Source organism: Rhodococcus sp. KRD162, from assembly GCF_017168335.1.
Taxonomy (GTDB): domain Bacteria; phylum Actinomycetota; class Actinomycetes; order Mycobacteriales; family Mycobacteriaceae; genus Rhodococcoides.
This window is the reverse complement of sequence record NZ_JABFAU010000003.1, coordinates 93275-108602: the sequence shown is the minus strand read 5'-3', so window position 1 is coordinate 108602 and position 15328 is coordinate 93275. Positions and strand designations below refer to the sequence as shown.

The window sequence follows — 15328 nt, the reverse complement described above, 5'->3', positions numbered from 1 at the left end:
TGCATTTTCGTCATTATTGCGTAGATTTGCTTCATGATCGACGTGAGCGCACTGCATGCCCTCCGCGCGGTGGCAGCCCTCGGCACGCTGGCCAGTGCGGCCGACGAGCTCGGCTACACGGCTTCGGCGATCTCTCAACAGATCAAGAGGCTCGAACGGCAGATCGGCACGCCGGTGCTCGCTCAGGCGGGACGGGGCGTCGTACTCACCCCGGCCGGTCGGGCGGTGGTCGAGGCGGCGGACGAGGTGTTCCACGCCCTAGAGCGATGCGTCGAGGCGGCGAGGTCGGTGGACGGAGGCGTCCCACGTGGAGTGGTCCGCCTCGTCGGTTTCTCGACGGCCCTTCGCGGCATCGTTGCCCCTGCACTGCGTCGTCTGAGCATGCAGTATCCCGATCTGACTGTGATCACCCGCGAAGAAGATCCCGATCGGGCGCTGCACAGTGTGCACGCCGGGACTGCCGATCTGGCATTGATACACGACGCCGACGGAGTTCCTGCGGCGTCACCACCCTCGATCGTTCGGCAGACGATCCTCACCGACCACGGCGACGTGATCATGAAGCGAACCCATCCGCTCGCCCGACGCCGGTCTGCGCTGAACCACGAGGATCTGGCCCGCTACCCGTGGGTGACCAGCCCCGCGGGAACGGTGTGCCACCAGTGGTTTCGGCGTTTGTTCGCCGACACGCCCACCGAGATCGATGTGCGCCATCTCGTCGACGATTTCTCCACGCAGCTCGCACTGGTCGAGGGTGACGATGTTCTCGCGCTCGTTCCCCGGCTCGCCAGGCCGACCCTGAGCGACGGTCTGATCGCAGTTGCGCCGGTACGCACGCCCACGCGTGAGGTGCAGGCGGCCTGGAGACGCAGCGCCGACGCGAGCCCCGCTGTTCATGCGGTGCTGGACTCACTGAGCTCGGCATCGGGATGAGAGGTCAGAACTATCAGCCGACCCGTCGCTCGGGTCATTGCGACATACCGGTCGACGGCACCTGCGATTCCCGACCCGAACGAGTGCGGATCGATGACGACGACCAGGTCGAATTCGAGTCCCTTCGCCAACTGCGGCACCAACGACCGAATGCGGGCGGATTCGGGAAAGGCCGGATCGCCTATCACGCAGCCGATTCCGTTGGCGTTCGTGCTGAGCCAACTGTCGATCAGCGATGACAGATCGGCCGCATCGCCGTATTCGACGGGTATCCCGCTGCTTCGGATCGAGACCGGAACGTTGGCGTCGGGCAGGACCGTCCGGATCATCGGCTCGGCGGCCGCCATCACCTCCCGGGGTGTGCGGTAATTGACACCGAGAGTGGCGATGTCGACCCGGTCGATTCCCACCCGATCGAGGCGTTCGCGCCAGGATTCGGAGAAGCCTCGACGCGATTGCGCGCGGTCTCCGACGACGGTGATGCTGCCCGACGGACACCGTCGCCGAATCATCTGCCACTGGGCGTCGGTCAACTCCTGCGCTTCGTCGACCACGATGTGCGCGAACGGCCCTGCCAGTCGATCTCCGGGGATCTCCTCGAATCCGGATTCATCGACGAGGGCATCACGAATTCCCTCCTGGCGCAGCTGGGCTGCCATCATCTCGTCGTCGTCGGCAGCGATGAGTTCTGCGATGACGCGATCCATCCGCGCGCGCTCGGCGGCCGCCGCCAGCTCTCGACGCCGAGTACGCCGGGCGTGCTCTGGATCGCCGAGCCGCATCCGGGCGGCGTCGAGCAACGGCAGATCTGCCGTCGTCCATCGCGTCGGATCCGGTCGTTGTAGTGCGCGAACGTCCTCCGCGCTGAGCCAGGGCGCACACCGGCGGAGGTAGGCAGGCACGCTCCAGAGATCGGCGACGAGGTCGGCAGCGCCGACGATCGTCCAGGACCGTTCGAGTTCGTTGCGAAGGTCCTCGTGACGCTGCAACGATCTTCGCACCTCCTCGGTGGTGGCGTCGTCGCCCGAATATCGGTCGGTCAGAATGGTCACCAGCAGGTCCCAGATCTGCTCACGAGCTTCGTTGTGCGGGGTGCCGGGCTCAGGTGCGCGGAACGCCTCGATCCAATCGTCCGGTGTGAGGTTCAGGTCCGCCCACTGCGTTTCCACAGTCATGTTCTGCGTGGGTGGCTGCTCGTAGAATGCGATCGCCGCCTCGATCGTCGCGTTCATGTCGACGGAGGCCTTGAGCTGTGCGACCGCATGATCGGCCTCCTCGACGGCCTGCTCTCCTTCGACGACGAGGTCACGAAGGGTGCATGTCTGTACGCCGTCTTCGCCGAGGCTCGGCAGTACATCGCAGACATACGCCAGGTAGGGCTCGTGGGGGCCGACGAACAGCACGCCGCCTTGGTTGTGACCGAGGCGCGAGTCCGCGTAGAGCAGGTAGGCGGTGCGGTGAAGAGCGACAACCGTTTTGCCTGTCCCGGGCCCTCCGTCTACCACGAGTGCTCCGTGCGCATCTGCTCGGATGATCGCGTCCTGATCAGCTTGGACTGTGCCGAGCACGTCTCGCATCCGCGGTGATCGCGCGGTGCCCAAACTGGCGATGAAGGCAGACTGATCGTCGAGGGCGGCATCGGTGCCCAGTCCCGTCGAGTCGAACACCTCGTCCCAGTAGTCGGTGATTCGGCCGTTGGTCCATCGATACCGACGCCGACTTCTCAGCCCCATGGGGTTCGCGTGGGTGGCGCCGAAGAACGGCTCTGCGGCGGGGGAGCGCCAGTCCACGAGGAGCTGTTCGCCAGAGGGTCCCAACATTGCGAGGCGGCCGATGTACACGGGTGCGTCGGAGTCGAGGGTGTCAGCACGACCCAGGCACAGATCTGCCCCGTAGCGGCGGAGGGAGCGCAAGCGCGCGCTCAGACGATGAATCTCGAAATCCCGCTCCATCACCTCTTGCCCCATCCGGCCCGTCGATTTACGAACGGCCGCCAACCGCGCCTCGGTATCGGATCGAGACTGCTCGATACTCGAAAGGAGTGCTGAAAAATGTTCCTGGTCATGCCCGATCAACGTCCGATCGCGCTCGAGCGCCAGATTATCCGGTAAATCGAAGACGCTTGGGGCGGTGGGTTTCACAGAACTCCGATCAGCTGTTCATTGGCAACAGCGAGTCATTCTGAGCCCTGCACGGGGTCTTGCCGCAAGCCCCGGGGTGCGCTATATGTTGAAGGTGGAAAGAGACGATGTCTCGCGTTCCAAGATTCTTGCCAATGGTTCCGTGCGTATCTCACGCGACGAGGCCCCGGCCTCGATGTAGATCCAGTCTGTAGATGACGCTGCCGAACAGGAGCCGTTGCACTGCCTCGTCGGCGAAATAGCTGTCGATGTCGTTCGGCTGCAGTGTGGGGTTGTCGGCCAGGTGCTCGCAGAGTACGAGCAGGACGCTGTCGACGGTAAGTACGAACCTCTCGCCGCCGAGGTCGGTGACCGTCGCCCGACCGACGCCATCCCATTCCTCCACCGATGCCCAATGGCGGATACCGCATCCCTCGACCGCCTCGATCAAGAGGCGTTGCGCGAAGGGTGACAGCGACGTGCGGTCGGCGCGGGCCGCTCGAACTTTCGTCAGAGCCTGACGATAGGAAAGCGCGTGGGCCTGCGCATACGATCGTGCGGCACGCTTGTCGGAATGGTTCTTGGTCACTGGAGTTCCAATCCTGTGTGCAGCACTCCCGCGCATTGCTGCACCGGTCGGAAGTCAGGGACACGGCGTACAACACAGTGTGACAAGGTCTTATCGCAGATCCATCGGACCTTGCCCGTCGAGCGCTGACCCAGGCGACGCGGGCACCTGCTGCAGCTGGGGTGGCTATGCGAGTAGCTCTGGACGGGACGATATCACGAACCAGCGGGCCGCTTCCGGCTCATCGGGCACCCGTCACCGGTGGTTCGGCCGGTTCCTCGTGCAGCAGAATTGCCACGGGCGTGTCGGTTGCGCTGTGCAGAGCGATCGAGACGATGACGGTTCCCGCGATGATGGCGAACACTTTCTCCGCAGAATCGATTCCGGACGACAGCACCAACAACCCGTACACGACGCTCGCAAATCCTTTGGGCCCGAACCACGCTGCCGACAATCGCTCGTTGCGCGCGAGCCGATGACTGCCGATCAACGACAGCAACACCGGTATCGGTCGGCCGACCACGAGGACGAGTACCGCGAAAATCCATCCGGTGACGCCGACCTGACCGAGCAGAGCCGGGGTGATGAGCGCGCCGAACGCCAGCAAGGCGGCATTCTTCGCCAGCTCACTGGTCAACTCACCCACGGGCGCGAACGATTCCGATGCGTGCGGGGCGACGCTCGCCAGTGTGATTCCTGCGGTGAACGCCGCGATGTAGGGATTGGCACCGATCGTGTCGGTGAGGACGAACAACAGAATCGCGATGGCCAGGGGCCCGGCCGACTGCGCGCGGGGTGTCACACCGAGTACTGGAAGCCGAACCAGGAGGGAACCGACAACCGGTGCCACGATGCCGAGAACGACGCCGAGCACGACTTCGAACAACACGGGGCCCAGTGACGTGGTCTCGTCGATCTGGCCGCCCAGCGTGCCGATCAGAATGAGCACCACCGGAAGCGCGAGACCGTCGTTGAGCCCGCTCTCGATGTTGAGCAGACTTCGAAGACGGGACGGTAAGTCGTCGCGGCCGACCAGCGCGGCAGCGAACACCGGATCCGTCGGAGCCAGAATGGCACCGATGAGCAACGAGGTCGTCCAATCGAAACCGATCAACAGATGTGCCAGCACAGCGACGACGGCAAAGGTCAGTGGCATCCCGATGAACAGCGCTCGGGTCGGATCCATCCACTGGTGGCGCAACTTGGAGATCGGCGCGCGCTGACCGTCGGCGAACAATACTGCGAACAGTGTCACCGAGGCGATCTCACGAACGGTGTCGCTGCCGAGCCGTTCGGCATCGAAGACCAACGGGCCGGCAATCAGGCCCGCGAACAGGAATATGCCCGAGGTCGACAGAGGGCTGCGCGCGGACAAGCTGGACAACAGCACCGCGGCCAGCAGAGCCACACCGAAAGTCGTGACGAATGCCACCGGACCACACCCTCGAAGTTCTACGCTCGTGTCGGTCGACTGGACCACACCGGACGATGAAGTAGACCACAGCTTCGGTCCCCGCCGATCGGTTACCGCGCGCGTCTGGTCGGGATGATTCCGAGGAGCCGTCGACCGCCTGCGAGGCCTTTGTCGCTCTCCGCGGTCACCTCCCGTACGGCGGGAAACCGGGTACGCACCGCGCGTTCGACTCGTTCGGTCAGTGTCACGTCGGACGCGGGGCAGTGAGCGCAGGAACCGTTCAGCGACAATCGGACTCGTCCGTCGGAAACACCGACGAGTTCGATGATCCCACCGTGAGATCGAATGTAGTCGCCGACGTCACCGTCGATGACCTCGAGCACTGCCATTCGAAGGATCGCGTCAGGAGAGGCGTCGACCTGCGGCATCCATGCGTCGGGCACCGCGAGAGCGCCTTGCAGAGCCATCCGAATTCGATCACCCTCGGTCCGCCATGATCGACCGGCGTTCAGCCTGATCCGTATCGCCGTCGGTTCGACGTCGATCCGAGCGATCGTGCCGTCGTCGATCGAACTCTGAAGTGCGACAGGAGCGATGGTAACGGGGCCGACGAACGGCAGTAGGCCCGCCGGAATGATCCAGCGGAGCACCGACGGTTCACCGACCACCGACTCGGGGTGCGTCGGCACCATGGTCATTGCAGCACCATGGTCATTGTCGCACCGCACTCATACGAAAGCCCCGACGACGGTTTTGGCGGCGAACGCCATCACCCAGGCAACGACGAACATGTACCCGAAGGCTATCGCGGGCCATTTCCACGTGCCCGACTCCCGGCGCATGACGCCTATCGTCGACATGCACTGCAACGCATAGAGAAAGAAGGCGAGAAGCGCGGCGATGACCGGGGGAGTGAAGAGCTTCTCACCGGCCCTCGGACCGGACTGAGCTGTCATGTTCTCGAGTGCAGTCCCTGGATTGTCCGGATCCTGCGCGGACGCGACCTGGCCGATCGTCGCGACGAAGACTTCGCGAGCAGACAGCGAGGCGAGGACGGCCACGTTGATCTGCCAGTCGAAGCCGAGCGGCTCGAAGACGGGTTCGACGAACCGGCCGACAGCGGCACCTGCGCTGTGGTCGATGACATAACTCGAGGCAGCCGCTTGGTCGGTCGGATCGACACCCGCAGCCTGGAGGTCGGCGTCGCTGCGGAACGGAACAGTGAGCAACACCCACAGGATGATTGTGGTGACGAGGATGATCTTGCCGACCTTACGGAGGAATCCCTTGCAGGCATCCCACACCGACAACGCCACCGATCGCAATGACGGCAGCCGATAGGGAGGCATCTCCATGTAGAACGGCAACAGTGGCCCCGACCCACGTCCGATCCGGGAGAACAACCAGGCCGTGGCCATCGCCGACAGAGCGCCCACGAGGTAGAGGCCGAACATCACCACGCCCTGGGCTCCGAACGGGCCGACGCGTTTGTCGGGAGTGACCAGCAGGCCGATGAGCAGCACATACACGGGAAGACGCGCAGAACACGTCATCAACGGGGCGCCCATCATGGTGGCGATTCTGTCGCGCGTCGATGGCAGTGTTCGGGTGGCCATGATGCCGGGGATGGCGCATGCGAGCGAGGACAGGAGGGCGACGAAAGCACGCCCTTCCAGACCTGCCTTGGACATGACGCGATCCATCAGAAACGCCGCCCGCGCCATGTATCCGACTCCTTCGAGGAAGGAGACGAGGATGAACAGCAGGGCGATCTGGGGGAGGAACACCAGAACCCCGCCCACCCCGCTCAGGATGGCGTCGGACAAGAAACTGGACAGCCACCCGATGGTGACCAAGCGGTCCACTCGATCTCCGAGGTAGGCGAAGAAGTCCTCGATGTAGCCCTGCAAGGGAGCCGCGACGGAGAAGATGATCTGAAAGAAGGCGAACATCGTCACGAAGAACACGACGGTGCCGAGGACCGGATGCAACAGAATCGAGTCGATGCGCCGGGTGCGGGCATCGACCTCGGGTAACCGATACCCCGCAGTGTCCAGGATCGATTCGATCCAGCTCGTCACCTCCCGTGGAGCGGTAGGAGGCAGAACCGGAGGGCGCTGCCAAGCGCCGGGGGACGGCAGTAAGCGGCGTAGTTGATCGAGTTGCTGACGTCTGCCGCCGATGACTGCCACCACGGGAACGGTCAGAGCCCGAGAGAACGCCTCGATATCGAGCGAGCCCTGTCTGCGAGCCAACTCATCGGTGAACGTGACAACCACACACACTGGTAGGTCGGTGTTCAAGACCTGCGCGAGCATGCCGAGCGATCGACGAAGGGTCGTCGCATCGAGGGTGACGATCAATCCGTTCGGGGTGCTGGTGACGAGATCGTCCTGATCGAGAACATCCGCGACGATCTGCTCGTCAGGGCTGATCGCGTCGAGGCTGTACGTGCCGGGAAGGTCTTCGACGAGAACGTCGCGGTCACCGACTCGCGTCCGGCCCTCGTATCTGGCGACCGTGATTCCGGGGTAGTTTCCGGTCTTCGCGCGCAGTCCGGTAAGCGCGTTGAACAGCGTTGTCTTGCCGGAGTTCGGGCTTCCGACCAGCGCGATACGAGTGTCGGTTCCGATCGATCCCGCGTCTGACGGTTCGCTGGCCCCGTGAGGCCCGCAGGTCACGTCGTGATCGCCACGTGGATGCAGCGAGCTTGAACCCGTCGGAGCGCGATGTCGTAGCCGGCAATGCGAAACACGACCGGGTCGGCCATCGGCGCTTTGCGCAGCATCTCGACCTCTGCTCCGGGCGCGAATCCCAGATCGAACATCCGGCGCGCCGATGCAGGATCGAGCTCATCGCAGACATCGACCACGTGTGCGGTCTGCCCTTTTCGCATATCGGCCAATGTGGTGACAGCGGAGTCCGCCGACTCGGACGACCCAGCCCCGGGCCGTTCGGTCGAGATACGCCGCGCCTCGAGTTGCGTTGTCATGACGGACATCGGCGGGCCCTCCTCGAAACGGCTGTCATGCACCGCCAGAGCAGCACAGGCTCACCTTGGTGAACATAGGCAACCATATCCTCGTACTTCCGATATCGCCAGTACGAGGTTGCATCGTGCGGCGTTCGAGTTGCCCTCGCCGCGGCCCGGTTCGCTCATCGGGCGGCTGCAACCCACTGTCTGGCTGACTCGAAGTTGCGCCTGGCCCTCTGCCCCAGTTCTGCGCTATGTCGATGCACCTCGGCCGCGACGGACTCGCGTTGCTCGATGAGGTCGAGGATTCGGTCACCGACGTCGTCGGCGTCGAAGGGCTCGTTGATGTCGACGCTCCAGGGAACCAGCCCCAGCATCGACGCCAGCTCGCGCACCTTGACGTCGTAGGCGAGCACGAAGGACGGAACTCCGAGGATCGATGCCATGACGATGGCGTGCAGCCGTTCGCTCACCAGGACGTCGCAACTGTGGATCAGTCGGGCGGCGTCGGCGGGCGAGGTCAACTCGTGCTCGACGAATCGGATGGACGGAACGCGGGTGGAGAACTCCTGCAAGACCTCGGCGTCGTCGTGCTCTTTGAACCCGGCCTGCATGGGCAGTGCGTGCAGCTCGATCGGACGCTGCTCGTGGACCCGCACCAGGGCGGTGGCGAGCCGGTCGAGGAACAACTCCCAGTTGTCCGGGTTCTCGATATCGAAGTTGAGGTTCAGCGCTACCCGAACCGGATCGGAACCATCTGCCACAGGGTCGGCTTCGGTTCCACCGAGAAGTGATCCGGCGTCTACTGAGAAGACCGCGTCGGTGGCCAGAACCGGGGTGATACCGATCGACGCGCACAGTGCGCGGGACTTTTCGTCGCGCACCGTGAGCTCGTCGACCTGAGACAGGATCATTCGAGCGAGTCGCCGTCCGCGGGGAGTGCGCACCGGCCCGACCCCGACGTTGAGCATGGTGATGGGCTTGCGAGCGATGCGGTGGGTGAAGGTGACGATCGCGAGAATCATCAGCAGAGTCGAGTAGCGATTGCGACCGGTCGACGCGTAGAGCTCCTTGACGATCGATCCACCTCCGAAACACAGTACGTCACAACGCATCAGCTCACGCAGTAACCTTCGGCGGTCACCTGCGGTGTCGATGACCTCGACGTCGAAGCGCCCCGCCAGCTGGGCCCTGGTGAACTCGGGGTCGTAGCTGTTCACCACGTAGTGGTGCTGCGACCCGAGCTGGGTGAGGAAGGTGTCCAGGAGCAGCTCGTCGCCGATGTTGTACTGGCCGTGGGTTCCGAGGAAGACGATTCTGCGTGCGGGCTCGGTCATGGCGAGTTCTCCTTTTCTGTTGGGGGGTCGTCGAACTCGTCGGGTCGAAGTCGCGCGCGCCACCGAACGAGGAGTCCGCTGACGAAGAGCAGTACGGCGGTCAGTGCGACACCCAGCCAGCTCGATCCCACCACGCCGCCCTCCGGCGGTGCGAGGTCCTGAACGTCGGCGGCCGCGAGATTCAGTAGCTCGTCCTGGGTCAGATTCGCGTTGGCCGGGTTGGCGGCCGGGTCGACGTACCCGTCGGTCGCGCCCGCGCTCCTGGTGCGTTCGGAGCATCCGAGTGTGTTCGGATCGAGCACGGGTTTCACGTTCGAGGGCAGCGTGACCTTCTGGTAGACGTCTTCGGGAATGAGCATCATCCCCTCGAACAGCATCGGGTTGGTGTCGGTCTTGTCGATGGCGAACGTGTGCGCACCGACGTCGGCGTCCACCGTCCCCAGGTCTTGATAGCTGAAGCCCGAGTTCACGGGCACCAGCTGATCGGGTATCGCCTTCTCCAAGTCCTGGACGGACATGCCGCTGGTGTCGGCAGCCACACGATTGCTGGTGTAGACGTCGTCGGTGGGAAAAAGCTTCACGTTCGATGCGGGCGATCGAAGCTCGATCGTCCGGTCGTAGGCCAGCGACGGTGACGTGATGTGCAGGGTGTTCGCGGTGTTGGCCGAGCGCATCAGCACTCGGTACTTTCCGGCGGTGGTGACGTCGACGGGCACGCCGATCTCGGTGGCGCGGGGGAGGCCGATGAACGATCCGCGCAGCGAACCGAACACCCCCGGGGTGATCATGCCCGTGCGATTCCACTTGGTGTTCGAGAACAGCAGAAACGACCGAAACATCGGTGACAGATAGTAATTCGACGCCACGACGTCGGGATTGAACGCGAACATCCGGGTGTCGGGGCTCGAGATCGCATCGGGGTTGTTCAGCAGGTACAGGTTCAGCGCCGACGTACGTTCGTCGTCGGTGATGAGCTGTATCGGTGCATCGGCGGGAACGCTGGCCGGGTCGAAATACGGTGTGAACTCGAACTTGTAGCAGCGACTGAGGTTTCGACGGTTGAACACCAGATCGAGGTAGGTCTGCCAACTCGAGTCCACCAGCAGCGTCTCGCGCTCGGGCCGAGGCTGATCGGTGATCTCGTACAGTGCGTAGCTGTCGTTCTCGAATCGCAGAGCCACGTCGTCGCCGAGTCTGGCCAATCCTGGCTCGACGTAGCTTTCGACGTCGGGGAGGTATTCGGCACCGATTCCTCCGTTGTCGTGGATCTTTCGGTTGACGACGATGTACTTGACCTCGATGTCGCGCGCCTCGTTGATCCACCAGTCCTGCTGGTAGTAGAGACCGCGGAGGATGAGAAAGAACTCGAACTTGTTCTTCACGTCGCCGGTGAGCCCGTAGTAGTAGCTCGGTTTGTCGAGGTAGTAGATGAAGAACTTGTCGATGAACTTGTGGTCGATGCCGTTGGAGTCTTCGACCAACTTTGCGGTCTCGGTGGGCGGAATCACGACGGTCTTGCCCTCGGGAAGCTCGTTGAGCGCCTGTTTCAACTCCTTGAGATCCTGAAGGGGAAAGGGCGACATGAATCCGGACATGTTGCCGGATGCGAACACCATTCGGTAGGGATCGTTGGCCCAGAACGGTGTGAAGAACACTTGCCCGATGCAGGCCGTTGCCACCAGCTTGATGAGCAGTGCGCTGCGGGTGTGCGTGGTCGCTGCGCTCGGTCGGGGGCGCCGTCGAAGTCGCGAACCGGCGGTGCTGGTCGAACTGGCAGCGCGGGTCGACCTGGAGGTGCGAGCCGGCATGCGCATCCACCGGCCGCTGACACTGTCGATCAGATAGGCCAACGTCAGCGACATCACCAGCGGTGCGAGCATGAACAGAATCAGCTGGAACCGATGGGGGAAGCGCAGAATCTGCACCACGGTGCCGGCGGCGGTGACCACCAGGTTGCCTATGGCGGAATGGCTTTCGTTGGCGGTGATGGCCAGCGCGGCCAGGGTGCGGTGGAAGGTCGGGAACCACAAGGGCTCGCCGTAACCGATAGTGGCCCACATCGCGAAGACGATGGCCACATAGATCACCGCGAGTAGTTGCCGATGTGACCGGGTGTTGAACAGTCGTCGGCGCACCGGCGGAACGATCAGGGGAACGAAGATCAGAATCGTGTACAGCGCGTTGGGATATCGCGGCACCTTGGCCAGATAGTCACCGAAGAGGATCTTGTCGGTGATGCCGGCCAGATCCCAGGACAACAGGTGCAGCCACGACACCGACGCGTCCTGGATGAAGTAGAAGTCGCCGGGCACCGTGTCGCTCAGATTGGTCACTCCCGCGAGCGCCACGTACTTCACGAACAAGGCGTAGGGCACCAGGGTGATCATCACGTACAGCACACCGGCGACCACCAGGCGTCCGGTCGTGGTGCCGCCGACCACATGGAGCCATGCCCGCAGTCGTTGGACTCGGCCGGATCGGGTGATCAAGGTGCGCACACGTTTCGGCAGATGCCGCGCGCGAGCGGGACCGCCGCGCCGTATCCACCGTCCGACCTCACCGGCGAGGAGGGTGACGCCGGTGATCGCGAAAAACAGCGTGAACAGCACCAGGTAGTGGATCGCGGGGTTGAACAGGGTACTCACGCAGGCGAGCACCATGTAGCGCTTCCACGGGCGTCCGGCGAACAGCAGCGCGTAGAGCATCCACAGCGAGGAGATCAGCAGCAGGACAAGGCCGAGGATCAGGGTGTAGAAGTGGGTGACCTTGGAGTACACCATGATCAGGTAGATCAAGGAGATCGGAAAGAACGTCGCGAGGTAGATCGCCTGCGAGGACAGCGAGGTGAACACCTTGTCCATGAATCGCGTCACCGTGAGGTACGCGATCCAGAACAGGGTGGGGAGAACGAGCAAGATGGCGAACGGCAGAACCTTGTAGAACCGAAACCAGGTGGTGAGGAACGAGTATCGAACCCGGAACTCGTACCCGTTGACCAGCTCGTTGAACTCACCGGCCGCTTGATCGAGCAACTGGCTGTGCCAGTTGAAGAACGGCACCAGTTCGTCGCCCGCGATCACCGCGTCGCCCCGCAGCACCGACGGTATCGCGGTGAGTACGTCCCGGAAGATGACCAGCGATGCCACGTAATAGATCGTGCCGACGGCCAATGTGATCCACTTCGTGGACAGACCGTCGACGCCGACCGGCCGAACGATGGGTGCTATCGCTTCGTCTGCAGTGGCAGGCGTCGAGCGTTCACGGCTGCGGATGCGCATGAATCTCTGTGTCGATGACGCGAGCCAGGTCCTCGAGTGCATGACGCACGTCGACAACCATCGCCGCCGTAGCCGACTCGTCGTCCGGAGCGGACTCGACGCGTAAACACGCCGCCGCGAGGTCGGTGGCACCGAGCGCCAGACTTCCGCCGCGAAGGCGATGCGCGATGAAACGAAGTTCGCCTGGTTCGCGGTCGATGAGTGCACGCTCGAGCGCACTCAGGTCTTCTGCGCTTCGCGCCGAGAAGGCGCTCAAGACCTCGGCCTTGGCCGAGGGCCCGAGTTCGTCCAACTCGTCGAACAGCCGGGGTGGGGCAGCAATCGGGGCCGGATCTGCGGGCCCGTCGGAGGTGATCTCGACTGCAAGGAACGCCCGTCGGAGATCCTGCCCGGTGAATGGTTTGGATACGTACGCGTCCATACCGGCAGCACGGCATTCCTCGCGGTCGCGCTCGGTTGCACCTGCCGTCAGCGCAACTATGTGCGGTTGTGCGATATCGATACCGGCGGCGCGGATCGACCGGGTCGCCTGTAGGCCGTCCATGACCGGCATGTGCACATCCATGAGCACCACGTCGTAAGGTTCCGCAGTCACGGCATCGACAGCGGCGGCACCGTTCGTCACCACCGACACGTCGTGGCCGAGTTTGGCCACCAATCGTGTCGACAGCAATGCAAGTGTGTCGTTGTCTTCTGCAACAAGGACCCGTAGCGAACGTGATGACGAACGGCGCGAGTCCGGTCCCCACGGTCCGAAACCGAGTTCGAGCGCGGCGAACTCGGGCGGGATCGACACGTCGTCCAAATCGATCTCGAACCGAAACGTCGAGCCCACCCCCAGCGTGCTGTCGACTTCGATGTGGCCGCCCATCATGCCCACGAGCGATTGACAGATGGACAAGCCGAGTCCGCTTCCGCCGTGGGTACGGGTGGTCGAGCTATCGGCTTGGGTGAAGGGATCGAACAACGTCACCAACTGTCGAGCATCTATGCCCTGTCCCGTGTCCGATACTTCGAACCGGACCCGGTCGTCGCAGACGCCGCGAGAGACGAACACCCGCACTTCGCCCTGCTCGGTGAACTTCACGGCGTTGCTGATGAGGTTGACGAGGATCTGTCTTAGCCGAGTCGGGTCCCCGATCACCGTCTTCGGACAGTCCGTCGAGTACTCGGCGACGATGGGGAGTTTCTTGCTCTGCGCCGCGAACGAGAGCACTGTGACGCTCGCGTCCACCAACCGCGCAAGCTCGAACTGTCGCTCTTCGAGGTCGATGGCACCGGCTTCGATCTTCGAGAAGTCGAGGATGTCGGTGATGAGTTCGAGCAGCAGCGAGCCGCTCAGCGTCGCGTTCTGAACGTATTCGCGCTGTTCGGGGTTCAGGTCGGTATCGATGAGCAACTCGTTCATGCCCAGCACGGCGTTGAGCGGCGTCCTGATCTCATGGCTCATCGTCGCGAGAAAGGTGCTCTTGGCCAATGCCGCCTGCAATGCTGCGTCTCGCGCAACCCTGATGCTGCGATTGAGCAGCTTCTCTCGCTGACGGAGCTTTTCCGCCTCGGAAACGGCGAAGAGAAGCCGGACGATCCCGACGACGATGGCGGCCATCGCGAAGCGCTTGGTCCATAGCACGCCTGGCCCGATTTCATTGATCCAGAGGACGAACAGCGCGCAGAACGAGAAGGTGGCGGGGACGAAGATCATTCCGCGAAACGTCGAGTCGCTCGGAGGCGGAGGCATGGGGGAGGACCAGGCTGCTGCTGCGATCAGTACGGTCGCGAGGGGCCAGAGGAAGTCGAGCGGCGAGCCGTAGGTATAGCCCCCAGTGGCAATGGAACGAACGAACACGAGATTCGATGCCGCCATCAGTAGTGCGGCTGCCACCTGAAGCCACCAGGCGGGGCTCGGACGTCGGTCGAGACCAGTGAGTGCTCCCAGCAACACGGCGACGAAAACCAGAGGTGCCGCCGGATAGACAATCGGGATGAACGTACCGATCCCGGGTGAATCGCCGGGCGCTGACACCACAAGCGATACCACGAGCGAGACCACCGCCAGCAGGCCGAGCCCCGAGATGAGCCCGTCGAGCCAGACATCGCGTGTTCGGTTGGCGACGCGACTTCGAACGATGAGACCGAGCCCGACGAAGATGCCTACGAAGAACCCCGCATAGAACATCTGGGACAGGATTGTGTTGGCTTGTCCGACAGAGGAACCCATTCCTCCGGTGAGCGTCTCGAAGGTATCGCCGGCAACGAGGCACACCAGTGCCGCGCACGTCGAGCCCCAGGCCATCCGCTCGCGCGGAACCAACACGACGCGAAGAGCGGTCAACACCGCCGCCGCCGCTTCGATCGCCAGGTGGCTCGCTGCAAACCCCCACCGGACAGTGGGAGTCGAGGGCAGCACGACCAACGAGACCAGAAAAGCTGCAAGTGCGAGGAAGACAATCACGAAGCTTGCGGTGATCGCGCGCGACCGTGCCTCGACGATCGCCCATCTGAGCGTGACCATTGCCTCGAGCCCCCTCCCCTCGCTGTTGCAGTCGAAACCCGGACTCGGCATATCGGGCCACGCCGCACGCCGAATCTCCGAAAACGCAACGGATTCAGCGATACGAACTGTGACTGGAAACCAAAATAGCGACTGGGCGTTATGATACTGCCCAAACAGCGTTGAGGCGTTCGAGTCTCACGAGACGGCGGC

General features: G+C 63.3%; 10 protein-coding genes. 1 reads left to right on the top strand and 9 read right to left on the bottom strand.

The window, feature by feature from the left end:
* The first annotated feature begins 33 nt into the window (after nt 1-33).
* A complete protein-coding gene (locus tag J1M87_RS02990) occupies nt 34-933 on the top strand; it encodes a LysR family transcriptional regulator (protein WP_206487672.1) in 900 nt (299 codons plus the stop codon).
* On the opposite strand, the gene helR is transcribed toward J1M87_RS02990, so the two are convergent.
* The 9 genes from helR to J1M87_RS02945 all read right to left on the bottom strand — a co-directional run bounded on the left by helR (nt 894) and on the right by J1M87_RS02945 (nt 15136).
* Nucleotides 894-3074 (bottom strand): RNA polymerase recycling motor ATPase HelR, encoded by a 2181-nt coding sequence (gene helR, locus J1M87_RS02985; RefSeq protein ID WP_206487670.1) that lies wholly within the window; start codon nt 3072-3074, stop codon nt 894-896. The genes J1M87_RS02990 and helR overlap by 40 nt on opposite strands.
* Before the next feature lie 151 nt (nt 3075-3225).
* Nucleotides 3226-3642, bottom strand: a complete 417-nt coding sequence (locus tag J1M87_RS02980) for a hypothetical protein (protein ID WP_206487668.1) — start codon at nt 3640-3642, stop codon at nt 3226-3228.
* A gap of 220 nt (nt 3643-3862) precedes the next feature.
* Nucleotides 3863-5053 (bottom strand): sodium:proton antiporter, encoded by a 1191-nt coding sequence (locus tag J1M87_RS02975; protein ID WP_206487666.1) that lies wholly within the window; start codon nt 5051-5053, stop codon nt 3863-3865.
* A gap of 92 nt (nt 5054-5145) precedes the next feature.
* Entirely contained in the window at nt 5146-5733 is a 588-nt protein-coding gene (locus J1M87_RS02970) for a NifU family protein (RefSeq protein ID WP_206487664.1), read from the bottom strand.
* A gap of 30 nt (nt 5734-5763) precedes the next feature.
* Nucleotides 5764-7716, bottom strand: a complete 1953-nt coding sequence (locus tag J1M87_RS02965) for a ferrous iron transporter B (protein ID WP_307830717.1) — start codon at nt 7714-7716, stop codon at nt 5764-5766.
* The gene (locus tag J1M87_RS02960) at nt 7713-8036 is read right to left on the bottom strand and encodes a FeoA family protein (protein ID WP_206487662.1); all 324 of its coding nucleotides are present in this window, start codon (nt 8034-8036) and stop codon (nt 7713-7715) included. The genes J1M87_RS02965 and J1M87_RS02960 overlap by 4 nt, the downstream gene beginning before the upstream one ends.
* Nucleotides 8037-8191: 155 nt before the next feature.
* Nucleotides 8192-9346 carry a polysaccharide pyruvyl transferase family protein gene (locus J1M87_RS02955; protein WP_206487660.1) on the bottom strand — a complete coding sequence of 385 codons (1155 nt, stop codon included), beginning with the start codon at nt 9344-9346 and terminating at the stop codon, nt 8192-8194.
* Entirely contained in the window at nt 9343-12624 is a 3282-nt protein-coding gene (locus J1M87_RS02950; RefSeq protein WP_206487659.1) for a hypothetical protein, read from the bottom strand. The genes J1M87_RS02955 and J1M87_RS02950 overlap by 4 nt, the downstream gene beginning before the upstream one ends.
* A complete protein-coding gene (locus J1M87_RS02945; protein WP_206487657.1) occupies nt 12605-15136 on the bottom strand; it encodes an ATP-binding protein in 2532 nt (843 codons plus the stop codon). Before J1M87_RS02945 ends, J1M87_RS02950 begins: the two co-directional genes overlap by 20 nt.
* Nucleotides 15137-15328 lie beyond the last annotated feature (192 nt).